The organism is Methylobacterium sp. NEAU K (assembly GCF_030700285.1).
Lineage (GTDB): Bacteria > Pseudomonadota > Alphaproteobacteria > Rhizobiales > Beijerinckiaceae > Methylobacterium.
In genome coordinates, this window is the sequence record NZ_JAUYZJ010000017.1 from 20,583 (window position 1) to 45,571 (window position 24,989).

Consider the following 24,989-nt stretch of genomic DNA (forward strand, 5'->3'; position numbering starts at 1 on the left):
TAGGGGGCGGCATTCGACAGGGACGGACCAACCCGATCAAGCCTGATGTGCAGACTCACAGGCCTTCTCCTATGCGCGTGTGAGGGGCAGCGTGGCAGCAGGTTTCAAGGCTTGGTTCCATCCGCACCGGAGAGGAAGCGATGGCGAGGTCGTCTTTAATATGGGCCGACGCAGCCATCGGTGCCGTACGAGCGGATGCCTTGAGCGCCGCCTCAGGGGCGCCCGGCTACACGGCGAACTTCAGGGCGAACCGCTCAGCGCCGAGGCGCTTCTGGATGGCCTGCGCGACGAACTCGGCATCGCGGCCGACCGCGCCGAAGCGGCCCGAGCCCCAGGTGTTCAGCCAGGGCAGTCCAATGAAGTAGACGCCGTCCTCCTTCGTCACCCCGCGCTTGTGCTTGGGGCTCCCCGCGCCGTTGAACACGGACGCATCGAGCCACCGGAAGTCCGGCGTGAAGCCGATGCACCAGACGATCGAGGTGATGCCGGAGCCCGCGAGAGCGAGGCTGGTGACGGGCTCGCCCGGCTCCCAGACGGGCGTATAGTGCTCCTGCACCGGAGCGTCGATATTGTTCTCGGTGATGTACTTGTCGATGGCAGCGTTGATGCCGTTGTACGTCCGGTCTGCTCCGTCGAGTGAGCGCTTGAGGTTGTCGCGGAAGCGCAGAGTACCGTCGTCATAATCTTCCAGCACGCCGTAGAGCTTCATGCCCTCATTGGCGAAGCGGCGCAGGTCGATGTCCCGGCCACCGTCGCGGCCGGTCACGTAGTGGTTGGTGTTGTCGCGAACGCCGTCGCGCAGCGGGTGGTTGTCGACCGTCATCTCGTAGTAGCCCATGTCGGCGAGCCACGTGACGACGTCGCGGCCCCGGTAGAACCGGGCGCAGCGAGGCGCATCGCCCACTGCGAGATGCACTTTTCGGCCTGCGAGATGCAGGTCTTCGGCGATCTGTGCGCCGGACTGCCCTGAACCGACGACAAGCACCTCGCCCTCGGGCAGCTGGGCCGGGTTCCGGTATTGGTTCGAGTGGATCTGCGTCACCCTCTCCGGCAGCTTCTCGGCCATTCGCGGGATGATCGGGGTGTGATAACCACCCGACGCGACCACGACCTCGTTCGCCGTGTAGTCGCCGTCCGAGGTCTGGACCAAGAATGTGCCGTCCGCTTGCCGCTCGACGCGTGTGACCGCGACACCCTCGCGGATCGGCGGGTTTACCTTGGCGACGAAGTCCTTCAGGTACGCGACGATCTCGTCCTTCCTCATGAACCCGTCCGGATCCGGCCCATCGTAGGGGTGCCCCGGCAGGTCACACTGCCAGTTCGGCGTGACAAGGCAGAACGTGTCCCAGCGCTGGCTCGACCACGTGTGGGCGGCGGTATGCTTCTCGAATACGAGGTGATCGATCCCGCGCTGCTTCAGGTGATAGCTGACCGAGAGGCCGGCTTGGCCACCGCCGACGATGGCGACGGGGACGTGATGGGGCGTGGACGTCATGGCTCTCACTCCGTGATGTGTTGAGAGGACCCGGCTGTTTCAGGGCTCGAAGGTCTCGACCGTGACGAGGCCACCGGAGTCCTGCCGCTTCGCCGCGTCCTCGATCCGGGCGAGTTGGGCCATCGCCGACGAGCATGCGAAGCCGTACTTCTCGCGCACCCGCTCGCTCGCGATGTTGAGGGCCGTGCGGGTCTTCTCGACGAAGTCGTCGAGGGCGTAGCTCTCGCCTGCGGTGAGGAAGTCCTTCACGACGAGGGAGGGCGAGTAGCAGGCCTCGCGCCGGCCATCGGGCCAGCGGATGTGGAAATGCATCTCAGGCATGGATCGGCTCTTGTTCGACGCGGGCGCAGGCCGCGTAGGTCGCGAGGTGACGCTCGGCGCAGGCGCGCCAGGAGTGGGCGGCGGCCCGGGCCGACCCGGCAGCTTGCAGGCCTGCGCAGGTCATCGGGGCCAGGGCGGCCGTCATGGCGTCGGCGATGTCCCGGGGATCGCCAGGATCGACGAAGAGGGCGTCGTCGCTCTGGAGGTACTCGGTGAAGGGCGGCCGGCGGGAGACGATAGCCGGTGTGCCGCAGGCCATCGCCTCCAGCACGCAGAGGCCGAAGCCCTCCTTCCAGGAGGGAAAGGCGAGGACGTCCGCCCTCCGATAGAAGGCCGGTATCTCCGCCTGCGAGACCGGTCCGGTCTCGATCACCGCCTCGCCGCGCCCGACCACAAGCCCGTGTGCGCTGAGCGCGGCGCGGCAGCGGGCGCCGTAGGACGCATGATCGAGGAGCGATGCGCCGCCCACGACCACGAGCTGCGCCTGCGGATGGCGTCGACGCAGGAGCGCGAAGGCCTCGATGATCCCGGCGGTGTTCTTGCGCTCCTCGAAGCCGCCGACGCTCAGGATGACCGGTCCGTCACCGAGGCCCCAGCGCGCCCGCACGATCGCGTCGGCTTCGGTCGGCACCGCTTGGTAGATCGACAGGTCCACCCCGTTCCCGACGACGCCGATCTCCGCACCGAGGTCGCCCGCGATCCGGTCGGCCCAGGCGCGGCTCACGCAGAGCAGGCGCGTGGCCTCACGAATCGAGCGATCCTGCCAGTCCGCGAGCACCGGGTCGGCGAAGCTGTCGAGGTGATGGACCGTGCGCACGAAGCCGGGGATCAGGCGGCGATGCTTGAGCGTTGCGAGTGCATTGCCGCCGATGCCGCAATGGGCGTGAAAGACGTCGAAGTCACAGGCGGCGGGCGAGGCGAAGTGGCGTAGGTAGTCGTCGATGCGAGCCCGCACGACGTCGACCGTCGTTCCGGCAACCGGCCTTGCGGCCACCGAGATCGTCGGGCAGGCGGCGGCACGAAAGAAGCCGCGCCCGGACGGATCGGGCGCGTGGACCACCGCCTCGTGCCCGAGCGCGCACAGGGCCTCGGCAAGGGCGAGGCAATGCGCGACCCCGCCCCGCGGGTTGGTGGAGTGGGTCAGGACGGCGATGCGCAGGGCTGTCATCGGACGGCACCCATGGCGTCCTGGCCGCAGCCGATCAGCGGGCTCACCGTGAAGTCCCAGACCACTGCTTCTCCGCAGGAGGCATCGCGCACCCGGGCGACCCGGCTTGCGTCGAGCTGACCCACCGTGGCGACCGCGATGTCCCGCTCGGCGAACCGCGCGAGGACGGCGGGCGTGCGCTCAGGGCGAACGCTCAGCAGGTAGCCGAAGCTCGGAAAGGCGGTGAGCCAGCGGGCGAGCGGCACAACCGCAGGTCGCGGGATCGCGTCGAGGTCTATGACACCGCCGACATTCGAGCATTCGAGCAGCATCAGGGCGGTGCCGACGACGCCCGCCATGCTGATGTCCTTGGCCGCCCGGCATAGGCCGTCCTCCGCGAGGCCCGGCAGCAGCGCGAGATCACCGCGCAGGCGTTCGCCCGCCGTGCCGGTCGAGGCGTCCCAGTACGGATATGGATCGCGGAAGCGTCCGCGCAGGTCGATCGCGGCGACGAGGTCATCGCCGGGCGCCGCGTCGAAGCTCGTGAGCAGGCACGGGCCAGCCCGGCCGAGCACGGCGACCGCCAGGTTGGCCGCCTGCGCGCGCGCGTTGGTGTGACCGCCGACGATCGGGACGCCGTAGAGCGCCGCTGCGTCGGACAGGCCTGCCAGGATCGGGTCCGCCGCCGCGGCATCCCGGCTCCACAGCGCGTCGACTACGGCGAGCGGGCTCCCACCCATAGCGGCGATGTCGCTGAGGTTGACCATGATGCCGCAATAGCCGGCGAAGTACGGATCGGCCGAGACGAAGCTGTCCAGGAAGCCCTCAATGGCGAGCAGCAGGTGGCCGTCGCCGTCGGGAATGGCGGCGCAGTCATCACCGACCGGCACCGCGGCGTGGCGGCTGTTCAGCCCGAGCCGCGCGACCACGGCATCGATGTCGCGCTTGTGAGCGACGCCGCGCGCGTCACGGATCTGGCGGGCCAGGGCCTGCAGGTCGACGGCCGCCGTCATTACGCAGCCCTTCGGAACGTGATGAGCCCGTGCTCGGGATCGTGCATCGGCGGGTAGGCCGTGAGGTCCGCCTGCATCAGTTGATGCGGCCGCCCGTGTAGGTCGACCTCGTCGAGGCTCGTCCAGTGCAGGGCCTGGAACAACGGGACGTTCCGCTCCTGGACGTGGGCCAGGAAGCGGGTGCAGCCTCGCGCGTGTGCCGAGGAGACCGCGACCTGGATGAGCCCGGCGCCCAGCGCGGCGGTGCCGCGGAACGGTCCGGCCACGGCCAAGCGCGAGCCCCACCACTCGCCGGGACGCTCCTGACTTTCGTGGATGCGCACGGTGCCGACGACGGCATCGGCGTCGCCGCCGAGCGTCGAGAGGGCACAGATCGGGATGGCGTGCGCGTCGACGGCGTCCCGGTCGTCGTCGGTGAAGATGCGCTGCTCCGCGCAGAAGACCTGGCGGCGCAGGGCCGCGCAGGCGTGCCGCTCCCACGAACTCGTGGCGAACTTGATGCGGAAGTGGCTTGGCCAGTACGGCGGCACGGGTTCGAGGATCATGAGGCCGTCCCCGCGCGCTCGTAGGTGGAGAGCGCCGAGCAGGCCCCGCAGCGCCCGCAGCCGGCCTTGATGTCGGTCGAGCGGAGATCCGCGCCGACCAGCATGTCCGCGAGGGGTTTGAGGATGCCGTGCATGACGTCGGGGCCGGGCGCTGGGTGGCTCTCCAGCGGCGTGCCGGAGATCGGCACGAACGGCACCACGAACGGGTAGACGCCCATCCCGATGAGGCGCTCGGCCATCTCCAGGATCGCCTCCGGCGCGTCGCCAAGGCCGGCCAGGATGTAGGTCGAGACCTGGCCCCGCCCGAAGACCGGAACGGCGGCCTCGAAGGCCGCATAGTACCGCTCCAGAGGCACGCTCGCCTTGCCGGGCATGATCCGGGCCCGGACCTCGGGGGTGACGGCCTCCAGGTGCATGCCGAGGGCATCGATGCCCGAGGCCTTCATGCGTTCGAACCAGCGGTCGTCATCCGGCGGCTCGCACTGAGCCTGGATCGGCAGGTCGACCGCGGCTTTGACGGCGAAGGCGCTCTCGCAGAGGACGGCGGCGCCCCGGTCGGTCGCGTTCGGGGTGCCTGTCGTCATGACCATGTGCTTGACGCCGTCGAGGAGCACGGCCGCGCGGGCCACCTCGGCGAGCTGTTGGGGCGTCTTGTGCGCGACGGTGCGACCGGCGGCGAGTGACTGTCCGATGGAGCAGAACTGACAGCTCTTGGTGCGGCTGGCATATCGGATGCAGGTCTGGAGCACCGTGGTGGCGAGCACGTCGCGCCCGTGCAGCACGGCGATCTTCGAGTAAGGCACGCCGTCGAAGGTCGAGAGGGCGTAGAAGCGCGGCTTGCCCGGGAAGGTGGCGCGTCCGATCACAACGCCGTCGTGCTCGATCACCGAGACCCCGTTGGCGTCCGGGCGGCGGACCAGGAAGGGCGAGTCGAAGGCGGTCTCTGTATGGACCGGGACCATCACGGTCCGCCCCGCGATAGTCATCGCCTTGTGGTCGGAGGGGCCGGCCCCGCCGCGGCGGCTCGGCGCCCCGGCGTGGCTGTCGGCGAGCCTAACGCCGTAGGACTGCAACGCGTTGATCAGGCGTTCCGTCGGCATCCCGACCAGGCCCGCCACGCCCGGCGGAAACGAGAGAAGGCTCGTCGGAAGCGGGGAACTGCTCATGGTCGAGGCTCCGGAAATCAGTCTGGGAACGCATCGGCGGGTGCACGAACGAGGCCGGGCGGTCGTCGTGGACGAGGCTGAGGAGCTCGGGCCTCGCGTAATGACCGACCGAGTCCATCATCCGCTTGCGCTTGGTCACCAGCGCGAGGTCCATGTCGGCGACGAGGATGCCTTCGCCCGGCCCGAGGGGATCCGCGAGGTGCTTGCCCTCGGGCGAGACGATGGCTGTGCAATTGCCCCCCCGGCAAGCGCCGCGCAGGCGCTCGTCCGGGCAGACCTGTGCCACCTGCTCGTCGGTGAGCCAGCCGGTGGCGTTGACCACGAAGCAGGCCGCCTCCAGCGCGTGGTGGCGGATCGTCACCTCCATCTGATCGGCGAAGATCTGGCCCACGAGCGAGCCCGGGAACTGCGCCGCGTGGATCTCCTCGTGGCGCGCCATGAGGGCGTAGCGGGCGAGCGGGTTGTAGTGCTCCCAGCAAGCCAGCGCGCCGACGCGGCCGACCGCCGTCTCGACCACGGCGAGGCCGGCGCCGTCGCCCTGACCCCAGATCATGCGCTCGTGGTAGGTCGGTGTGATCTTGCGGCGCTTGAGCTTCAGCGTGCCGTCCGCATCGAAGATCAGCTGCGCGTTGTAGAGCGAGCCATGGTCGCGCTCGTTGACCCCCAGCACGATCACGGCGCCGTGGCGGCGCGCGGCGGCCGAGACGGCCTGCGTCACGGGTCCCGGCACGGCCACCGCGCGCTCGTAGAGGCGTAGGTGCTCGGTGCCCTGCAGCGCGGGCGGCAGCACGAAGGAGAAGTAGGGGTAGTAGGGGACGAAGGTCTCGGGGAAGACCATGAAGCGCGCGCCCTTGGCGGCGGCCTCGTCGATGGCGTTCAGCACCCGCTCCAGGGTACCCTCCGGCCGGTCGAGATCCGGCGCGATCTGGACGGCGGCGGCCCGCACGATCCGGTTCTCTGACATGGTTGATCCTCCGGCTGTGACGGCGGCCACGTCGCGCGTGGCCGCCGGATGCGACGTCCCGGACTGGGGGCCAAGGGGCCGGTCAGACGGTCCAGGTGTCGATGATCACAGCGTTGTCGCGCTTGTGCAGGAGGATGCAGTCGAGGACGTCGAGAGGGTTGATCATGCGGATGCCCTCGATGAAGGCGGCCTCGCCGTGGCCGTAGAGGGCCTGGGTCGAGAACCGGCAGGCGTAGACCTTGCCACCCTCGGCCATGAACTTCTCAAGCTGGTTGTTGAAGTTGAGGTGCCCCGGAAAGGCCTCGTCGCCGAGCCGTGGGAAGCCGCGCTGGACGCCCAGGGTGATGCCAGGGCCGTAGAGCAGGATCGAGGTCTCGAAGCCCTTGCGCTGCAGGCGCGTGGCCTGGAGCAGGTTCACGAGGCCGATGGAGCCCTCGAACGCGACGGTGTGGAAGGTGACCAGCGCCTTCTGGCCCGGCTCGGCCTTGACGTCCTCGAAGACCTTCTCCTCGTAATCGACCAGGAAGTCGCCCTTCTTGTGAGGCTCGCGATTTACGGCAGGCATTGATCTCTCTCCTCGATGGATTGGACCGCAGCAGCCGGAGCTTCCGGCGGTCACAAGTCATCCATGGCAAGCGGTGTGCCAAAGCGCGGCGATCAATAAGCCATCAATGCGCTGATATAATATGCATACAATAAAACGATCAATCGCGGGTGTCTTGTTGCCAATTTGCCGTCAAGGCGCCCAATCGCCGTGCGGCGGATGCCTATTCATCGTCCAGAAAATGCACGTTAGACAATCGCCGATTGTAAGCATTGTATGGACAGCTCGGTGAGCGCGCCCGGCAGCGATTGCGGTACAGCTATTGCTAGCCATACAATCGAGCATTGATCGCATCATGATCTGGGCGGCCACGAATGACTTCGCTAGGGCGAGACGAACGACCGAACCCGCAGACTGGAGGGGCCGGGGGCTGGACGCCGGATCTGAAGCGGTGGGGCAAGCCTCATTATCTCGCCATTGCCGAGGCGTTGGCCGACGACATCCGAACTGGGCGCCTGACGGCAGGTACGCGCCTACCAACTCAGCGCGCACTAGCCGAGGCGCTCGACCTGAACTTCACGACAGTTTCGCGCGGCTACGTCGAGGCCCATAAGCGCGGATTGATCGAGGGGCGCGTCGGCCAGGGGACCTTCGTGGTCGATCCGGCGCGCCCGCCCCGCTCGACCGGTGCCGCGGCAGCGCGTCGGATCGGGCCGGTCGACTTCACCATGAACCTGCCCCCCGAGCCCGACGCGCCGGCCCTGCAAGCACGCATGCAAGCCTCGTTCGTGGAACTGTCCGGCAATCTCACCAACCTGCTGCGCTACCAGGGCTTCGGCGGCACGGAGGAGGACAAGGAAGCGGCTCTGCGCTGGCTGAAGGGGCGCGGGGTCGTCACGCCCCGAGAGCGCCTGCTCATCTGCCCAGGTGCGCACAGCGCCCTGTTCAGCATACTGGGGCAGGTCGCCCGGGCGGGCGACACGATCTGCGCTGAGCGGATCACCTATCCCGGCATCCGCGCGCTTGCGGCGCACTTGCGACTGCGTCTCGTCGATCTGCCCATGGACCGATACGGGGTCGACCCTGATGCTTTTGCCGCCGCCTGCACCAAAGTCGCACCGAAGGCCATCTACCTGAATCCGTTGCTGCAGAACCCCACCACCGCGACCCTGCCCAGGCTGCGGCGCGAGGCCATTATCGCGGTTGCGCGGCGATACGCCGTCACCATCATCGAGGACGACGCCTACGCGCGCATCTGCCCGACTCCGCCGCCGAGTTTTGCGGAACTCGCGCCGGAGATCACCTACTACGTGGCGGGTCTCGCCAAGTGCCTGGGCGCCGGACTTCGGCTCGCCTTTCTGGTCGCCCCGAGCGCCCGTTCCGCCCTGCCGCTGGGCGGCGCCCTGCGCGCCGCCACGGTCATGGCCTCGCCGATAGCGACGGCATTGGCGACGCGCTGGATCATGGATGGCACGGCGGAGGCCATCGTGCAGTTCGTTCGCGAGGAATCGGCCGCGCGCCAGCGCATCGCGGCCGCGATGCTTCCAGCCGGGACTTACACAGCCGATCCGCATGCCTTCCACGTTTGGATCACGTTGCCGGAGGGCTGGACGCGCTCGGCCTTCGCCAGCCAAGGTCGGTCGGCTGGGCTCGGCGTAATCGGCAGCGACCCTTTTTGCGTCGCGGGGACACCGCCGGAGGCGGTGCGTCTCTGTCTCGGCGGACCCTCGACCCGGCAGCAGATCACGCACGGACTGGAAGTGCTCGCCCACGCGCTCGAAGGCTCGCCGGCCCTCGCCTCAGCATACATCTGAACCGTCCGAGCCGGGTACAGGTCGAAGCGCTCGCGCGGCCACTCGATGATGTGCTTGGCGGCCGTAACCTCGGCCTGCCGGATAGCGGTGGGGCATGACGACGACGATGATCGCGTGGTCAAGGTCTTTCGGGTGGTTGGCCCTGCAGGCGAAGACGGCCTGCTCGCGCTCCTAACGCGAATGGCTCACAGCAGCGTACGAAGGTCTGCCATCCAAGGAGAGCAACATGGCCGCATCATTCGGAGCCACCTCAACCACCGATGAGGTGCCTGCCGGCGTAGACCTCAGCGGAAAGCGCGTCCTCGTCACCGGTGTCTCCGCGGGTCTGGGTGTCGAGACGGCTCGTGCCATCGCGGCGCACGGCGCACAGGTCGTCGGCACGGCCCGCGACCTCGCCAAGGCAGAGGCGGTGACCGCTCGGGTCCGCGATCAGGCAGCGGGTGGCGGAAGTCTCGAATTGGTCGAGCTCGACCTCGCTTCGCTGACGAGCGTGCGCGCCTGCGCGGACGCGCTGCAAGCGGACGGAAGGCCGTTCGATGTCGTGATCGCGAATGCCGGCGTCATGGCTACACCCCGCGGTCCCACGACCGACGGCTTCGAGACCCAGTTCGGCACCAACCATCTCGGCCACTTCGTGTTCGTGAACCGGATCGCGTCCCTGGCTCGGGACGGCGACAGACTGGTCATGGTCGCATCCTCCGGGCATCGCTACGCAGAACCGAACCTCGACGACCCCGGCTTCGAGCGCACGGTCTACGATCCGATGGTGGCGTACACCCTTCATTCTGCGCATCGTATACTTGCCTAGGCAGCTCCGGATCGCGAACTGCTGGACCTACGAATATCAAGGCTGCGATGCAGTCGGGGTGGATCAGATCGGTCGGCATCTTCATGGGCGGCCATGCGCGCGCCTCACGCCGGACGATCCATCACCGTTCCATCCCGCGAAATCCCGACTTTCGCCTGACAGCTATTCTGCTGCGGACCGCACTATTTTAACATTCGCGAGGATCATCTGATCCGAGGCTTGCGGACGTGGCCGGCTTTAACGGTGTTCCTACATTTTGCCGGTCGTCTCATCGATTCCGGATTTTCGACAATGCTCGGGCGCATCTTCCTGTTCACGGGGGTAACAGCATGACCGAAGAGTTTCGTTCGACGGACGATTATCGTTCGCCCACGGCTGCCGGCCTGTCGCCCGGCCGAACCAGCGAGGTGACGCAGTTCGAAGCTCACCGTTTCCGACACGGCTCCCACGAGGTTGTTGTCTTCAGCGACGGACATCTGGTGCTGACCACCTCGCTTCTGGCCCGGAGGCGCCGGCGCGCGAGCGAGCGGCGGCGTTAGAAGCGGCCTTCATCGTCTCCGAGAACTACCAGCCAGCAGCGAATATTGCGCATACCCGGAGCGGCGCCGACTGGATCCTGTTCGACACTGGCGGCGTCGGGTTCCCGGCACATCTTGGTCAGCTCTCGCACCATCTCCTGTCGAGGGGTTTCGATACCGCCAGCATCGCGAAGGTGATCTTCACCCATGGGCACCCGGATCACATCTGGGGAACCATGCTGGCCGACGACGCGCTGCGCTTTCCGAACGCTGCCTACTAATCTGGCGCGTCCGAGTGGGACTTCTGGAACGGCGAGGATGTCTGGACAAAGCTGCCAAGCGCCCAGCACTCGTTCGCGACTGGCGACTGGCGACTGGCGACTGGCGACTGGCGACTGGCGCCAATATGCCGCCATACGCGACCGGGTGACGATGATCCATCCAGGTGACGAGGTTGTCTCAGTAATCCTCGCCATCGCGACGCCAGGTCATACGCCAGGCCATCTCTCCTTCGAACTCGCGGGAGGTGACGGACTTATCGTCGTCGGCGATGTCGTGACAACGCCTTCCATCTTCTTCCCGCATCCGGCGTGGACGTTCGGCTTCGACGCCGATAACGAGCACGCCATCGCAAGCCGCAAGCGTTTGTTGGATCGTGCAGCGAGCGAACATGCGAAACTGCTTGGCTAGCACTGGCCCTACCCCGGCGTGGGCTATGCCGAGCGGGACAGCTGCGGCTACCGCTACATCGCGGCGCACGATGACCCATCAGACGCTTGGAAGTGATTGCAACGGGGCGCGGATTCCGACCGCGGAAGTACACCGGATGTCGAGGGAGGACGGTCCATGAAGCAGACATTCCTGGTGTCGTCTGCGTTTGCGCTGGCAGCCTGCGTCGCCGTCCTGATGCCCGTCGCGGCCGGAGGTGTCGATGACGACGGCTCTCCGATCTTCGGCGTCAAGCTTCCTGCCGGATATCGCGACTGGCAGTTGATCGGCCTGGCTCACGAGGCCGGCAGCCTCAACGATCTGCGCGCCGTTCTCGGAAACAGGATCGCGGTCAAAGCCTACCGGGAGGGGACGCGTCCCTTCCCCGACGGCGCCATCATCGGAAGACTGGCTTGGAGATACGTGCCGTCGGACGAGAACAACGCGATCTTCGGTCAGGTCCAATCGTTCGTGCCTGGACATGCGACGAACATCCAGTTCAGCGTCAAGGACATAGAGAAGTACGCCAACACAGGCGGTTGGGGCTATGGCCAGTTCGAGGACGGCAAGCCGAACCGTAGCGAGGCGTTGATGAACACCTGCTTTCCCTGCCATGCCCGGGCGAACAAGGCGGACGACTTCGTCTTCACGCGCTACACGCCTTGAGAGATTTCCGGCGCCTGCTGATCCGCCGGCGGAGAACGGCTCGCATCGCGCGGAGGCGGCCGATCAGGCTCGACCGCCTCCAATCGCCGTCGCGCAGGCGTCACCGATCAGTAGGCTGGGACGTCGATGTGGGCGCCCCACACGTTGAGGGTGCGGGTTGGTGCGGAGACCGTTCCCGAGGTCGGAGCCGGCGCGACGTTGCTCTTCACGGAGCTATAGCCGCGGCATGCTGCGGACCAACGGCGCGAGGTTGTCGTAAGACGCCGGAGCGACGACGGCGCCGCCGGCCGGAGCGTCGGGGACCTCGAAGCGGGCGCCCCAGGCGTTGACCGTGTGAGTGCCCTCGGCGACAGCAGGTCCGTCGGTGCCGGCGAGCAGAGCCAGGGCGAGAACGAGATTGCGGGACATCGTAAGTTCCTCCGATGGGCGGCTGGCACCAATGCCGGTCGCTGATGGAGATGAATTTGTCGACGAGCCCTCGAGCCGTAGCTTGTACGTCTAGTTATGTGGAAGTAATTGAGTTCGATATGACCATAAAAAGTTTTTTTATTTCGGCCTGGGACAGGTAGTAAATGATTCCATCCCTTGTCTCCGAGGGTCGGCAACGCCGGAAAGCTTTAAAATACATACACGATCGCCTCGGCTTCCTTGCCGGCAAGACGGCGGTCACAACTGGTATGCGCGGCTGGTTTGCCCTATGCGCCTGCTGCCATGACGACCATCGCCCTTGACCGCCTCATTCCTAATTCGCTCGTGCCCTTCGGCGGAACGCGCGCTGCCGTGATCACGCCGGAGCTCGCCGAGCGCTTCCAGAAAGGCGATCACCTGCTGATCCTGCAGGAGACCGGCGATCTCCTCCATATCCCGGCAGCCCAGATCGCGCTCGCAGCCAGCGCGGTGGATCAGGCTCACGGGGCTTTCCTGGCGATGTCGGCCGTCCCCGATCGGGCCATCGGCCGGTTCTTCGACCGCTTCGCCACTCTCTTGGAAGACCCATTCGTCTGGAGCGCAATCGCGGATGCGAACCACCGCGACGCGGAGCGCGCACAGAGCCGCGGCCGCTCGACGACGCGCCTCGTGGCGAGCGAGCGTATGCGACAGGACATGATTGCTGGCTTGCGGGCATGGCGAGACAGCGAGACGACGCGAGGTCGGATCGTCGAACGTATCGCCCACTCCGGCTGGACGATCGAGCAGGTGGCGGCTCCGCTCGGCGTGGTCGGCTTCGTCTTCGAAGGACGCCCCAACGTGTTCGCCGATGCCGCGGGTGTCCTGCGGACGGGCAACACGGCCGTCCTGCGGATCGGCAGTGATGCGCTGGGCACGGCGCAAGCCATTACGCGCTACGCCCTCGCTCCAGCCCTTTTGGTCGCCGGACTTCCGCCCGGTGCCATCTCGCTCGTCGAGAGCCCGGAGCGATCGGCCGGCTGGGCTCTCTTCGCGGATCGACGCCTCTCATTGGCGGTAGCGCGCGGATCGGGGCATGCTGTCGCCCAACTCGGAAGTGTTGCGCGGCAGGCTGGAACCGCTGTCAGCCTGCACGGGACGGGCGGAGCGTGGATGGTTGCCGACCGGGACGCGGATCCGGAGCGCTTCGCCGCGGCGGTCGAGGCCTCGCTGGATCGGAAGGTCTGCAACACCCTGAACGTCTGCTGCATCCATCGTGCACGGATGGCCGATCTCGTGCCGGCCTTCCTGACGGCGCTGGAGACCGCCGGACGATCTCAGGGCCACGGCTGCAAACTCCACGTGGTGGCCGGCGACGAGCCATTCCTACCGCATGTTTGGCGCACGGCCACCGTCCGCGTCCGGCGCGCCGAGGGTGAACGGGTCGAGCCGTTGACCGAGGTTCTGCCGGAGCATGATCTCGGACGCGAGTGGGAATGGGAGGACACCCCCGAGGTCAGCCTGAAGATCGTGGACGATCTCGATCATGCGGCTGCGCTGTTCAACCGCTACAGCCCGCAATTCGTGGCCTCATTGATCAGCCGCGACCCGGCGGCACATCGGCGCTTCTACGACATGGTGAACGCGCCCTTCGTGAGCGACGGGTTCACGCGCTGGGTGGACGGGCAATATGCCCTGGATCAACCCGAGCTCGGACTGTCCAACTGGGAGAACGGCCGCCTGCTCGCCCGCAGCGCCATCCTGTCGGGCAGCGGCGTCTTCACGTTGCGCAGTCGCGTCACGCAGGCCGACTCCCACCTGCGGCGCTGACACGGCGAACCGACGGCCGATCCGAGTGACGACCGGCATCATCGGTCGCCATCAAGGTTAAGCGCTGCGGCGCCATCTGGTCGAAGTCGGCTCTGAGACGGGCGGCGGCGAAATCCATGAAGGCCCGGACCTTGGCGAGCGCCAGCCGCTCGGACGAGGTGATCAGATGCACGGGCACTGGTGGAGGCTCGCACTCAGGGAGCAGAACGACCAGGCTGCCGCCCGTCACTTCACGCTGGATCTTGTAGGAGAAAACCCTGACGATGCCTTCGCCGTCCACCGCCGCGCTGACGGCAGCCTCGTCGGTGTTGACCATGAGGCGGGGCCTGATTTGAACCGTGCGTACGACCCTGCCGCCGACAGCGGGCGGGAAGCTCCAGATGTCGTTCGGGCTCGTGGGCTCGATCCCGATGCAGTCGTGCCGAGCCAAGTCGGACAGGGCTTCGATCGGGGTGCGGTCTGCCAAGTATTTCGGCGACGCGCAAAGGACACGACGCACCTCGCCGATTCGGACCGCGATCAGGCTGGAGTCCTGCAACGGCGCGATCCGGAGCGCGACGTCGATACCTTCGTCGACGAAGTTCGTCATCCGATTCAGCAGCAGGTAGCGGACCTGCACCTCCGGGTTTGCTCTCAGGAATTCGCCCACGATCGGGCGCAGCACCCGTGTCCCGAACATCACCGGGGCAGTGACCGTCAGAACACCGCGCGGGGCGGCCTTGTCTCCCGCCAAAGAGAAGTTGGCTTCCTCGAGATCCGTGAGCACCCGGCGACAGACGGCGGCATACCGTTCACCTGCTTCGGTCAGCTGGAGCCGTCGGGTCGTCCGGTGCAGGAGTTGGGTACCGACATGGCTCTCGAGAGCGGCAATGGCTCGCGTCACGGCGGCAGGCGAGCGCGCCAGGCGCCGGCCTGCGCGAGCGAGGCTGCCCTCGTCCAATGCCGTGACGAAGATCCGCATCGCATCGAGACGGTCGATCATTGTTCCGCTCCGCGAAATCTAGACTGTCGCAGATTAGGCATTCTGCCTTGCCACACGATGCCTTAGCTTCCGGCAGCAGGATCGATGCGAGGGAAATGATCGTGATGAGTCCCGTCACCATACCGGTGGTTCATTATCGTACCACCAAAATCGCGGACGTGAACGTGTTCTACCGGGAGGCGGGACCCTCGGACGCACCAGTCGTGCTTCTGCTGCACGGGTTCCCGACCTCATCGCACATGTTCCGCAATCTCATCCCGCTCCTGGCCAATCGCTACCGCGTCCTCGCACCGGACTATCCGGGCTTCGGTCAGAGCGATGCTCCCAACCACAAGACCTTCGCCTACACCTTTGCGCATTACGCCGAGATCGTGGACGGCCTGCTCGCTGAGCTCGGTGTCGAGCGCTACGCGATGTACGTGATGGATTACGGTGCCCCGGTTGGCTATCGGCTCGCGCTCAAGCATCCCGAACGCGTCAGTGCGCTCGTCATCCAGAACGGCAATGCATACGAGGAAGGGCTGAAGGAGTTTTGGGATCCCATCAAGGCCTACTGGCGCGAGGATACACCGGAGCGGCGCGAAGCGCTCGCCTTCCTCGTCGCTCCGGAGACGACGAAGTTCCAGTATGTCGATGGCGTCGCAGATGTCTCCCGGATCGATCCGGACAACTGGCTACATGATCAGATACTGCTCGACCGGCCGGGCAACAAGGACATCCAGCTCGACCTGTTCCGCGACTACGGCAGCAACGTGCCGCTCTACCCGCAATTCCAGGCCTTCTTCCGCGAACGCAAGCCGCCGACACTGATCGTCTGGGGTGAGAACGACACGATCTTCCCGGCCGACGGGGCGCATCCTTACCTGCGGGATCTGCCCGATGCCAAGTTGCACCTGTTCGACACCGGACACTTCGCGCTCGAAGACAAGCTCGATGTCATCGCGCCGTTGATCGGAAACTTTCTCGGCCGCACGATCAGCAGCAATTGATGTATCGGGCAGGCAAGATGCGCGGGGCCGGGCCGTGCAGGTTCTCAGCGGGCGAAACTCTCATGGTCGATATTCGACGCCGAGCCGGTTCTGCGCGAGCTGATGCCATCCAACGCTCGTCGATCAATCGGAATTGTCCTGATGACCCAGAGACTCAGCGGCAAGATCGCCGTGGTGACCGGTGCGAACAGCGGCATCGGGCTCGCGACCGCGAAACGGTTCGCAAGCGAAGGCGCACGTGTCTTTATGACCGGACGGCGTCAGGCTGAGCTCGACGCGGCCGTGCGCGAGATCGGCAGCACAGCGCATGGCATCCAGGGCGACGTCTCCAACGTCGCCGATCTCGACCGCCTCTATGCGGTCGTACGCGAGAAAGCCGGGGCCATCGACGTCCTTTTCGCCAATGCGGGTGGAGGTGAGTTCATGCCGCTGCAGGACATCACCGAGGACCATTACGAGAGAACCTTCTCCAGCAACGTCAAAGGGACGCTGTTCACCGTGCAGAAGGCGCTTCCGCTCCTGCGCGACGGCGCCTCGGTCATCCTGACCGGCTCGACCGCGGCCGTGACGGGCACGCCGGCCTTCAGCGTCTACAGCGCGAGCAAGGCGGCGATCCGGAGCTTCGCGCGCAGCTGGATCCTAGATCTGGCCCCGCGCCGCATCCGGGTCAACGTGCTTGCACCGGGATCGACGTCGACGCCCGGATGGCACGGGCTGGCTCAGACCGAAGAGCAGGATCGGGAGATGCAGCGGCTGACGGTTGCGGCGACACCGCTCGGACGCATGGGGCGGGTGGACGAGATCGCGGCGGCGGCGTTGTTCCTCGCCTCCGACGAGAGCAGCTACGTGACCGGCTCGGAACTCTTCGCGGATGGCGGCTCCGCCCAGATCTGAGGACGGCAAGGCCGATTGCCACCGTCGCCGGTGGTCGGATCTCCTCACGGCAAAGCCTACCGTCGGTCCAGGCCGCGCCGCTGGCGCAGGCACGCGGAGATGCGGTCTGGAAAAGAAGCTAAAACAGACTGGCAGCGATTGATAACTATAAGGCCCTGCCCGGAATAAGGATGCGAGCGGGTAGGTGGTCATGCCAAGTCGAGTGCGGTCATGATATCCTATAGTACTTTGGTATCTTATAACCGTAGTAATATTGCGTAATTACGGATGTATATCTGAATATATAGTTAATAACAATCTGATAGATTGTTTTTTGTTGGCAGGACTCTTGAAGCGATCATGAATTGAGACACAATTCCGTCATGTGCCGCAATCTGATGATCGTCGCAGCGTTCTCCGCCATGCCGAAGTCGCCCTGTCTGTGGAGACGCGAACCAGCGATCAGTCGAAGGCCAATAATATCGCGAAGTTGATGAGGAAGCGATGCTGCGTGTTAAGTCGCAACTCATTCCCATAAAAATTCGATCTGAGATTGGCTCTACCTCGAACAGCTATCAAATTGAAATTTTCTGAACATTTTTAGATTTACTGAAAACTCGGATACGCGTTATGTTCCGCATTAAAGGCCATCGAACTTAAATATGGTGAAGGTCAAATCGACATGTCGCGCCTGAGTGCTGTTCTGGACCGTCGTGCTTTTCTGAGCAGCCTCGCCGCTACGGTCGGCGTGTGGCCGGCTGGTGCCACGGACACGCAGTCGATCCGACTTCCGCTGCCGGGTGGACCTAACGAACGGGCACTCTCAACGGCCTTTCCCGGCAAAGGCGCTATGATCCTGCAACGCACCCGTCCTCCACTGTTGGAGACGCCCTTGGAGGTCTTCGATCAAGGCGTCTTCACCCCGAACGACCGCTTCTTCGTGCGCTGGCACTGGGCCGAGATCCCAACCGAGATCGATGCAGCTGCCTTCCGTCTGCGCGTGCGCGGCCACGTCGAGCGCGAGCTGTCACTCTCACTCGACGAAATCGGACGCCTGCCGCATGTCGAGATCGCTGCAGTCAATCAGTGCTCCGGCAACTCACGTGGCTTGTTCGAGCCACGCGTTCCAGGAGCACAGTGGGCTCATGGCTCGATGGGCAACGCTCGCTGGATGGGCGTGCGCCTCAAGGATCTCCTCGACCGTGCCGGCGTGCGGCCCGGAGCTGTGCAGGTCCGTTTCGATGGACTCGACGCGCCGGTTGTCCCGGAGGCTCCGGACTTCCGCAAGTCCCTCAATATCGATCACGCCCGCGATGGCGAGGTGATGGTTGCCTTCGCCATGAATGGCGAGCAACTGCCCCTCCTCAACGGCTTCCCGCTGCGCCTCCTCGTGCCCGGGTGGTACTCGACCTACTGGGTGAAGATGCTGAGCGACATTGAGGTGCTCGCTTATCCCGACGGCCAGTTCTGGATGAAGGTGGCCTATCGCATCCCCAACACACCGGGAGGTAGCGTCCGACCTAGCGAGATCGGTTATCAAACCATGCCCATCAGCCGGATGGTGCCACGCGCCTTCCTGACGAACCTGGCGCCGAACGCCGTGGTGAAGGCCGGCGCACCGCTGCCGCTGCGGGGCATTGCCCTCGGCGGCGACTGCGGGGTGAAAGCGATCACGGTTTCAAGCGATGGCGGTCGTACATGGCTGCCCACGCGCCTAGGGTCGGACGAGGGCCGCTACAGCTTCCGGCGCTTCGACGTTGTGCTGCCCGCGCCGAGAGCCGGCCAGGTTAGTCTGATAGCCCGCTGCACCAACGCGCAGGACGTGACGCAGCCGCTGGAGCAGACTTGGAATCCGAACGGCTTCATGCGCGGCGGCGTCGAGACCGTCTCCGTGACCGCAGCCTGAGGGAGGCCTGCGATGATGCGTATCCTTACGCTTACAGCGGGCCTCGCCGCGTTCGCTGCTCCCTCATTTGCCGCTGAGCCGATGCAGTTCCGCTCGGTAAAGGGCAATCTGCCGACGGTAGACCGTATCTTCCCAGGCGGATCGGAGGCGGATGCGATCAACAACAACTGCCTGGCCTGTCACTCGGCCAGCATGGTGCTGACTCAGCCCCAGCTTACCCGGACAGAATGGCAGTCCGAAGTCGACAAGATGATCCACACCTACAGGGCGCCCGTAGATCCGGCCGATGTGCCAGCTATCGTCGAATATCTCGCAAGCATGGAAATCGGAGGTGGTGAGATGGCGCGGCAGGATCCTGAAACTACTCGTCTTCCGAGCATCTACACGTTTGCCGAGACGATCGGACGCTTGCGCGCGGCATTGGAGAGCAAGGGCTTCACGATCTTTGCCACGATTGATCACCGCGCCGCCGCTCAATCGGTCGGACTCGAAATGCCGCCGACCACCGTGCTGGTTTTCGGCAATCCGCGAGGCGGCACGCCGTTGATGGTCGCCGCCCCGGATTTCGCGCTAGAACTCCCACTTCGAGTCCTCGTCCGCGAGGACGGAAATGGCCGAGCCTGGGTCGTCTATAACTCCGCCGCGACTCTCGAAGGCAAGCACGACCTCCCGTCTGGGATGGCCGAGCGGCTAGCGCCCGCCGGCAAGGTCATCGCAGAGGCGGTGACGGCCCCTGCTGCCGGACCTTGATCCGCCAGCGCAACACCAGGGCACGATCCCACTTGCCGACCACGGCGGACACGCCGAACGACGAGAGAGGCCCCCATGCTGAAGACATCGCCTGACGCCGGTAAGCTGTCGCGTAGACGCCTTCTGACCGCAACCGCGGCAACCGCCGGCGGCATCATCGCGCCTCCTGCCGTAGCCGAAACGTTGGCGGACGTGCCACCACGGGAGCCGGGCGATGACCTCACCGCATACAGCCTCCGCTCACCCTACGTGCAGATCGCCCGCATCCCCGAGGCAGCCCCTGGGCAGCGCAACGTAGACCCAAGCGTCGCGATCAATTCCAAGTCGCCGCTCGATAAGTTCTTGGGAGCGATCACACCGTCCGACCTGCACTACGAACGCAGCCACTCCGGTGTTCCCAACCTCGATCCGAGTAAGCATCGCGTGCTTGTCCATGGCATGGTGAGGAAGCCGCTCGTCCTATCCCTGGACGATCTCCGAGCGATGCCGTCGATTTCGCGCATTGCATTCCTAGAGTGCACGGGCAACGGATGGGAGAACTGGAAGGCAGCCCCCGACAACGTCACCGTGCAGCATACGCACGGCCTCGTCAGCACCCACGAGTGGACCGGCGTACCGCTCTCCTTCCTCATCGACCTTGTCGGTGTAGAGCGTGCCTCGACTTGGATGTTGGCAGAAGGGGACGACGGAGCCGCCGTCGCGCGCAGCATTCCCCTGACCGACGAAATCATCGCCGAAGGGATCTTGGCCTACGGGCAGAACGGCGAGCCGCTTAGGCCCGCGCACGGGTTTCCGGTTCGGCTCTTCCTACCTGGCTTCGAGGGCAACCTAAACATTAAGTGGTTGCGGCGGCTGAAATTTGGCGATCAGCCTTTCATGACGCGCTGGGAGACCGCTCGCTACACACAGTTGCAGACAGACGGCAAGGCGCGTCAGTTCCAGCTCAAGCAGGACGTCAACTCTGTCATCACGTCTCCTTCGGGCATGATGCGGATCAAGGCCGGCTATAACCGCATCACGGGACTTGCCTGGAGTGGCCACGGTCAAATCACGCGGGTCGAGGTGAGCACCGACGGTGGCACGACCTGGACTGATGCGACGCTGACCGGGCAGGTTCTTCCGAAGGCGCAAACGCGCTTCCAGCGCGATTGGGTGTGGGACGGGCGACCAGTTAAGATCGTGAGTCGCTCGACAGACGATAAGGGCAATGTCCAGCCTGACCGCGCCAGCTTCATCGCGCAAGTCGGGACCAATGCACTGTTCCACTACAGCGCACAGCAGACCTGGGGCATCGACGAAGCTGGGAGCGTCCGCAATGTTCTGGCGTAAGTTCATTCTCAGCGCAGCCATCCTCACGGCCGCTTCCTCAGCAGTACAAGCTTCCGAGTTCGGCCGTCCGGCGAGCCCGGAAGAGATCGAACTTTGGGACATCGACGTCCGGCCAGATGGTCAAGGGTTGCCGGCCGGCGCTGGTACAGTAGCGCAAGGAAAGGTGATCTTTGAGCAGAAATGCGCAGCCTGCCATGGCGAAGGTGGACAGGGCGGAATCAAGGATCGGCTTGTCGGAGGCCAAGGTACTCTCGCCTCTGCTAGGCCGGTTAAGACTGTGGGCAGTTTCTGGCCCTACGCTACAACGCTATTCGACTACATTCGCAGAGCGATGCCTTATCCAGCGCCCGGCAGCCTAAAATCAGATGAGACCTATGCCGTTACGGCTTATATCCTCGACCTAAACGGTATTATGCCAGCAAACGCTACCCTCTCTAAGGACAATCTGGCGCAGGTCCGAATGCCAAATCGTGAGGGTTTCGTGCCGGAGGTTACATACACAAATATCCGCAACTCCCGCTGATTTGTTTCTGTCCATGTTGAGAAATTAGCGATCTTCATAGGCGTGATCGCCCACAAGGTTGAGGCCGCCGGCACCAGCAAGCTCGAACTCGTGCTCGGCCGTGGCTCGTACTCAGCGGATGTGGACGCGGCGGAATTCATGCCAGACAAATTGTGACAGGCCGTAGCCGAAGTTGGTCGTGGAGAGCCGACGCAACGCAACTAGGGCCTTTATGAGCGAAGTCGTGCGCTGAAGTGCGCGGTTTACACAAGCAGAGTCAGGTTCAATATGAGGGTCCTGATCGCAGCTTCTGCCCTGACGGGACACGTCAATCCGCTACTGGCCATCGGTCACCGGCTGCACGCCCGCGGCGACGACGTGCTGTTCACCACGTCCGAGACCTTTCAGTCTCGGATCGAGGCGGCAGGACTGCGTTTCGCCCCCTGCAATGATGGGGGCGCTGCCGCTTACCTCGACGTCGATCTGCCGCCAGGACCGGAACGCTGGCGGCACGAGTTCGAGCAGCGCTTCATTAACGGCATGCCGGGCCAGGCTGCGGGCCTGCGAAGGTTGATCGCGGATCATCGGCCCGATGTCGTGATCGCCGGCAGCCTGTTCCTTGGCGTCCTGCCCCTGCTCCTCGATACGCGGGCGCGGCCACCGATTGCTGTCCTGAACGTGAGCTTCCTCTTCCTCGATCGGCCCGACCAAGCGCCGGTGGGTGCCGGCCTACCCCCAGCCAAGGACGCCGCCGAGAGAGTGCGCTACGCAGCGTTGAAGGCGGGCACGGACGCTGCCTTCGTCAATCCCGTGCGTGCGCATACCGATGTGCTCCTTGCGGAGCTTGGACTGCGGCCGTTGCCGGCCTCGCTTCCGCACTCGATCGTTGTGTTGCCGGACCTCTTCCTCCAGCCGACTGTTCCGGCCTTCGAGTATGACTTCGGGGTGCTTCCGCCCGGCCTGCGCTTCGTCGGTCTGCTGCCCAGTCCCCATACCGACATCCCGCTGCCCGCGTGGTGGCACGAACTCGATGGGAGCAAGCGCGTCGTCCTTGTTACGCAAGGCACACTCGCCAACTCAGATTTTGGGGCGCTGGTTGAACCGACGCTGGCTGCGCTTGCTGACCGAGGCGACCTCCTCGTCGTTGCGACAACCGGCGGCCGCCCTTTGGACTCCCTTCGCGGCAGCCTGCCGCCAAACGCCCGGGCTGCGAGCTTTCTGCCTTTCGACCTGCTGTTGCCGAAGGTGGACCTACTCGTGACCAATGGCGGCTACGGCAGCGTATCGCAGGCGCTCGCTGCGGGCGTACCTATCGTCTCGGCCGGCCGGACGGAGGACAAGGCCGAGGTCGGCGCGCGCATTAGTTGGTCGGGTGTCGGGATCGACCTTGCGACAGACGTGCCGTCCGTAGAGGCCCTTCGCTTGGCAATCCTGCACGTGCTCGACGAACCTGCATTCCGACGCCGCACCGCCGAGACCGCCGATGCGTTTAGCCGCGTTAACGCCGGTCACGAGATCCTCACGGCGGTCGACGACCTAGCTGGAAGATCAGTTGACTAAATCGATTCATTGGTCAGCTTCCGCAAATTCGTCGTAACGCGACTGCCTTGGTGTCATTCCGATTGACCGCTGTCAGGCGCTCTGGAATTCGATTAGACGCTATTTCCGGCACGAACTGCCGAGATCGGTCAACCGCGGAAAACAGCCAGAATGACATCTGTAGGCGCGAGTTGAAGGCTGGCTTTTCGGCGACGAGTCAAGGTCTATTGATGGCGCAACTCAGACTCACAAGCCGAGCTGCTCCAATAGAACAGCATATCGTGATGGTGCCCCCGGGACTTATCGACTTCAGACAGGAACAGATCCCGATGATCGACCACTCCGTCGAGCGAACAAGTCACGCAGGTGCCGCACAATCTCTGCTCATAGGAGACTTCGATCTCGACCCCATGCTTGGCCCGCACTTGGCAGACGCTGCGCTCGGGCGTAATTTCGACAAGGATCCCGGAGCGCGCCGTAGTGATGTGGAACGCGTCGCCCCAGCGGTCGACATCGGCTTTGAAGCGTTTGCGGTGGAGGTGGGCCATGCCCCCGCTGAGATCGGCGGCGCCGCACCGCCGTCCTGCAGGCGCATGCTCCCGAAGACATAGGTGTGGATGGAGCTGGGTTCGGCTGCCAGCACAACTGGGGATCGAAACGCGGCCGTTCTCCTCGCCACTCAGATGCATTTGGAGGCTATTGCCGAACGAGCCAGCTTCCAGTTCCACCAGGAACGGTGCGGTGACGCCGTTGTAAGCGCAGGAGTGCCAGGCGAAATCCTCCACCCTGGCCGCGAGAGCGTAGGCCATCGCGATGATCGGCGTCACGCCAGTGCCGCCCGCGATCAGCAGGTGGTGGGGGCCTGGGCCGGCGCGACGTGGTTGCGCGGGGGCGTGAACCGCACCCGGCGCCCGACATGGAAGGCGTCGTGGATAGTCTGCGAGCCGCCGCGGGGGTGGCCTCGCGCAACATCGCAATGCGGTAGCGCGAGCGGTCGGCCGGATCCGAGCTGAGCGTGGGGTTTGGGCGGAGGCCGGAGACTGCCTTTTCGTCGAGGTCGATGTCGAGCGTATTTTCACAAATGTCGGATCGGAGGCACGCAAGTCTATATTGGTTATCGACCGGTCACGCCCGAGATGACGCGTATTATGCTACCAGAAAAGCCGCCACGTCCGGACGAGGCGGCCAGACCGAGCATCCTCCCTCAAATTACTCGACGCGTACCCGCTCTGAACCGACCGGAGCGATCATTCCGGGGATGTACGAGCGCGAGATGTGAGCCCGACAATGGGCGTGAAAGGCCTCGACCAGCCGCGAAGGCTGCAACTCGCGCAGCGTCGCGACACCGATCGTCATCGGACGGTGCTCGCCCACGATGCGGACCGAGGTCAGGCCGCGCCCGTCGAGCGCTTGGCTCGATTTCGGCCGTGCGTTGAAGAGGGCGTAGCCAAAACCGTTAGCGACCATCGTCCGGACGACGTCCTGATGCGCCGAGCGCGCGGCGACACGCGGCACCAGCCCCTCATTCAGGAAGAGTGCCATGAAGTATTCCCGGCTCAAGGGCAGGTCGAGCAGGACGAGGGCCTCCTCCGCCAACTCTTGCAGCGTGGCTGCCGCCTGCGCGGCGAGCCGGTGCTTGTCGGAGACGACCGCGTAGGGCGGCAGGCTGACGAGGGGGTGGAATGCGATGTCGTCGGCAAGCTGCAGGTCGTAGATCAGGGCGATGTCGGTCTCACAGCGGCGCAGGCCCTCAAGCAGATCTTCCTGATGCCCCTCGACGTGGCTTACCTGGACGGCTGGGAACGCCGTCATGAAGGACTGGCTCAATTCCGGCACCAGCATCGGCGCGAGCGTCACCATGCAGCCGACTGAGAGCGAGCCGCGCACGGTCAGGCTCGTCTGCGAAGCGACGGTATACAGCCCTTCGGCCTGCGCGACGACGCGCTTCGCCTCGCTAAGCAGCGTTCGCCCTGCCGATGTAAGAGACAGGCCCTGCGCATGGTGACGCACGAAGAGCTGCGCGTTCAGCTCCTTCTCAAGATGCGAGATCGCCGTGGAGATGGAGGGCGGCGAGATGTGGATCCGTTCCGAGGCCAGCGTGATGCTTCCGGTTTCACCGGCAGCGATGAAGTATTCGAGCTGTCGCAAGGTGAACCGCATGTGACGGCTCATACCATGCGGCCCGGCGGCCCG

General features: G+C 65.0%; 24 protein-coding genes and 1 pseudogene. 13 read left to right on the forward strand and 12 right to left on the reverse strand.

What is annotated here, in order from left to right; translation table 11 throughout:
- Positions 1–226: 226 nt before the first annotated feature.
- From Q8W67_RS14990 to Q8W67_RS15025, 8 genes are all read right to left on the reverse strand, one after another.
- Complete coding sequence (locus Q8W67_RS14990) at positions 227–1,495, reverse strand: MSMEG_0569 family flavin-dependent oxidoreductase (protein WP_305546838.1); 1,269 nt, start codon at positions 1,493–1,495, stop codon at positions 227–229.
- 39 nt (positions 1,496–1,534) lie between these two features.
- Entirely contained in the window at positions 1,535–1,816 is a 282-nt protein-coding gene (locus Q8W67_RS14995; RefSeq protein WP_305546840.1) for an MSMEG_0570 family nitrogen starvation response protein, read from the reverse strand.
- Positions 1,809–2,984 (reverse strand): MSMEG_0565 family glycosyltransferase, encoded by a 1,176-nt coding sequence (locus Q8W67_RS15000; RefSeq protein WP_305546842.1) that lies wholly within the window; start codon positions 2,982–2,984, stop codon positions 1,809–1,811. Before Q8W67_RS15000 ends, Q8W67_RS14995 begins: the two co-directional genes overlap by 8 nt.
- Positions 2,981–3,976 (reverse strand): sll0787 family AIR synthase-like protein, encoded by a 996-nt coding sequence (locus Q8W67_RS15005; RefSeq protein WP_305546844.1) that lies wholly within the window; start codon positions 3,974–3,976, stop codon positions 2,981–2,983. Before Q8W67_RS15005 ends, Q8W67_RS15000 begins: the two co-directional genes overlap by 4 nt.
- On the reverse strand, positions 3,976–4,521 hold the full coding sequence (locus Q8W67_RS15010) for an MSMEG_0567/Sll0786 family nitrogen starvation N-acetyltransferase (protein WP_305546846.1): 546 nt from the start codon (positions 4,519–4,521) through the stop codon (positions 3,976–3,978). Before Q8W67_RS15010 ends, Q8W67_RS15005 begins: the two co-directional genes overlap by 1 nt.
- A complete protein-coding gene (locus Q8W67_RS15015; RefSeq protein WP_305547006.1) occupies positions 4,518–5,621 on the reverse strand; it encodes an MSMEG_0568 family radical SAM protein in 1,104 nt (367 codons plus the stop codon). The genes Q8W67_RS15010 and Q8W67_RS15015 overlap by 4 nt, the downstream gene beginning before the upstream one ends.
- Positions 5,575–6,651, reverse strand: coding sequence for a Nit6803 family nitrilase (locus Q8W67_RS15020; protein ID WP_305546848.1), 1,077 nt, complete (start codon positions 6,649–6,651; stop codon positions 5,575–5,577). The genes Q8W67_RS15015 and Q8W67_RS15020 overlap by 47 nt, the downstream gene beginning before the upstream one ends.
- 82 nt (positions 6,652–6,733) lie before the next feature.
- Positions 6,734–7,216 (reverse strand): MSMEG_0572/Sll0783 family nitrogen starvation response protein, encoded by a 483-nt coding sequence (locus Q8W67_RS15025; RefSeq protein WP_058191264.1) that lies wholly within the window; start codon positions 7,214–7,216, stop codon positions 6,734–6,736.
- Between the two features lie 353 nt (positions 7,217–7,569).
- Here Q8W67_RS15025 and Q8W67_RS15030 point away from each other — a divergent pair, with 353 nt between their 5' ends.
- The 5 genes and pseudogenes from Q8W67_RS15030 to Q8W67_RS15045 all read left to right on the forward strand — a co-directional run bounded on the left by Q8W67_RS15030 (position 7,570) and on the right by Q8W67_RS15045 (position 11,709).
- A complete protein-coding gene (locus Q8W67_RS15030; protein WP_305546853.1) occupies positions 7,570–9,009 on the forward strand; it encodes a PLP-dependent aminotransferase family protein in 1,440 nt (479 codons plus the stop codon).
- 226 nt (positions 9,010–9,235) lie between these two features.
- Positions 9,236–9,811: pseudogene (locus Q8W67_RS15035) on the forward strand (SDR family NAD(P)-dependent oxidoreductase); the annotation flags it as partial.
- 589 nt (positions 9,812–10,400) lie between these two features.
- Complete coding sequence (locus tag Q8W67_RS26860) at positions 10,401–10,616, forward strand: MBL fold metallo-hydrolase (RefSeq protein ID WP_370693888.1); 216 nt, start codon at positions 10,401–10,403, stop codon at positions 10,614–10,616.
- A gap of 151 nt (positions 10,617–10,767) precedes the next feature.
- On the forward strand, positions 10,768–11,025 hold the full coding sequence (locus tag Q8W67_RS15040; protein WP_305546855.1) for an MBL fold metallo-hydrolase: 258 nt from the start codon (positions 10,768–10,770) through the stop codon (positions 11,023–11,025).
- A gap of 156 nt (positions 11,026–11,181) precedes the next feature.
- Positions 11,182–11,709 (forward strand): cytochrome P460 family protein, encoded by a 528-nt coding sequence (locus tag Q8W67_RS15045; protein WP_305546857.1) that lies wholly within the window; start codon positions 11,182–11,184, stop codon positions 11,707–11,709.
- A gap of 213 nt (positions 11,710–11,922) precedes the next feature.
- On the opposite strand, the gene Q8W67_RS15050 is transcribed toward Q8W67_RS15045, so the two are convergent.
- Positions 11,923–12,117 carry a hypothetical protein gene (locus Q8W67_RS15050; protein WP_305546860.1) on the reverse strand — a complete coding sequence of 65 codons (195 nt, stop codon included), beginning with the start codon at positions 12,115–12,117 and terminating at the stop codon, positions 11,923–11,925.
- A 372-nt stretch (positions 12,118–12,489) separates the two neighbouring features.
- Here Q8W67_RS15050 and Q8W67_RS15055 point away from each other — a divergent pair, with 372 nt between their 5' ends.
- Positions 12,490–13,926: an aldehyde dehydrogenase family protein gene (locus tag Q8W67_RS15055; protein WP_305546862.1), complete on the forward strand. Its 1,437-nt coding sequence runs from the start codon at positions 12,490–12,492 to the stop codon at positions 13,924–13,926.
- Here Q8W67_RS15055 and Q8W67_RS15060 read toward each other — a convergent pair.
- The gene (locus Q8W67_RS15060; RefSeq protein WP_305547008.1) at positions 13,895–14,905 is read right to left on the reverse strand and encodes a LysR family transcriptional regulator; all 1,011 of its coding nucleotides are present in this window, start codon (positions 14,903–14,905) and stop codon (positions 13,895–13,897) included. The two genes, Q8W67_RS15055 and Q8W67_RS15060, sit on opposite strands and share 32 nt — an antisense overlap.
- 107 nt (positions 14,906–15,012) lie before the next feature.
- Here Q8W67_RS15060 and Q8W67_RS15065 point away from each other — a divergent pair, with 107 nt between their 5' ends.
- From Q8W67_RS15065 to Q8W67_RS15100, 7 genes are all read left to right on the forward strand, one after another.
- Positions 15,013–15,897 (forward strand): alpha/beta fold hydrolase, encoded by an 885-nt coding sequence (locus Q8W67_RS15065; protein WP_305546864.1) that lies wholly within the window; start codon positions 15,013–15,015, stop codon positions 15,895–15,897.
- A 141-nt stretch (positions 15,898–16,038) separates the two neighbouring features.
- Positions 16,039–16,791, forward strand: a complete 753-nt coding sequence (locus tag Q8W67_RS15070) for an SDR family NAD(P)-dependent oxidoreductase (protein ID WP_305546866.1) — start codon at positions 16,039–16,041, stop codon at positions 16,789–16,791.
- Between the two features lie 661 nt (positions 16,792–17,452).
- The gene (locus Q8W67_RS15075) at positions 17,453–18,676 is read left to right on the forward strand and encodes a molybdopterin-dependent oxidoreductase (protein ID WP_305546868.1); all 1,224 of its coding nucleotides are present in this window, start codon (positions 17,453–17,455) and stop codon (positions 18,674–18,676) included.
- A 12-nt stretch (positions 18,677–18,688) separates the two neighbouring features.
- Positions 18,689–19,426: a DUF302 domain-containing protein gene (locus Q8W67_RS26865; protein ID WP_370693885.1), complete on the forward strand. Its 738-nt coding sequence runs from the start codon at positions 18,689–18,691 to the stop codon at positions 19,424–19,426.
- Positions 19,427–19,501: 75 nt separating this feature from the next.
- Complete coding sequence (soxC, locus tag Q8W67_RS15090) at positions 19,502–20,755, forward strand: sulfite dehydrogenase (protein ID WP_305546870.1); 1,254 nt, start codon at positions 19,502–19,504, stop codon at positions 20,753–20,755.
- Entirely contained in the window at positions 20,742–21,278 is a 537-nt protein-coding gene (locus tag Q8W67_RS15095) for a c-type cytochrome (protein WP_305546872.1), read from the forward strand. Before soxC ends, Q8W67_RS15095 begins: the two co-directional genes overlap by 14 nt.
- A gap of 267 nt (positions 21,279–21,545) precedes the next feature.
- Positions 21,546–22,817 (forward strand): glycosyltransferase, encoded by a 1,272-nt coding sequence (locus tag Q8W67_RS15100; RefSeq protein WP_305546875.1) that lies wholly within the window; start codon positions 21,546–21,548, stop codon positions 22,815–22,817.
- 203 nt (positions 22,818–23,020) lie between these two features.
- Here Q8W67_RS15100 and Q8W67_RS15105 read toward each other — a convergent pair whose 3' ends face one another.
- Positions 23,021–23,623 carry a hypothetical protein gene (locus Q8W67_RS15105; protein WP_305546877.1) on the reverse strand — a complete coding sequence of 201 codons (603 nt, stop codon included), beginning with the start codon at positions 23,621–23,623 and terminating at the stop codon, positions 23,021–23,023.
- A 382-nt stretch (positions 23,624–24,005) separates the two neighbouring features.
- Positions 24,006–24,956, reverse strand: a complete 951-nt coding sequence (locus Q8W67_RS15110; RefSeq protein ID WP_305546879.1) for a LysR family transcriptional regulator — start codon at positions 24,954–24,956, stop codon at positions 24,006–24,008.
- Between the last annotated feature and the right edge of the window lie 33 nt (positions 24,957–24,989).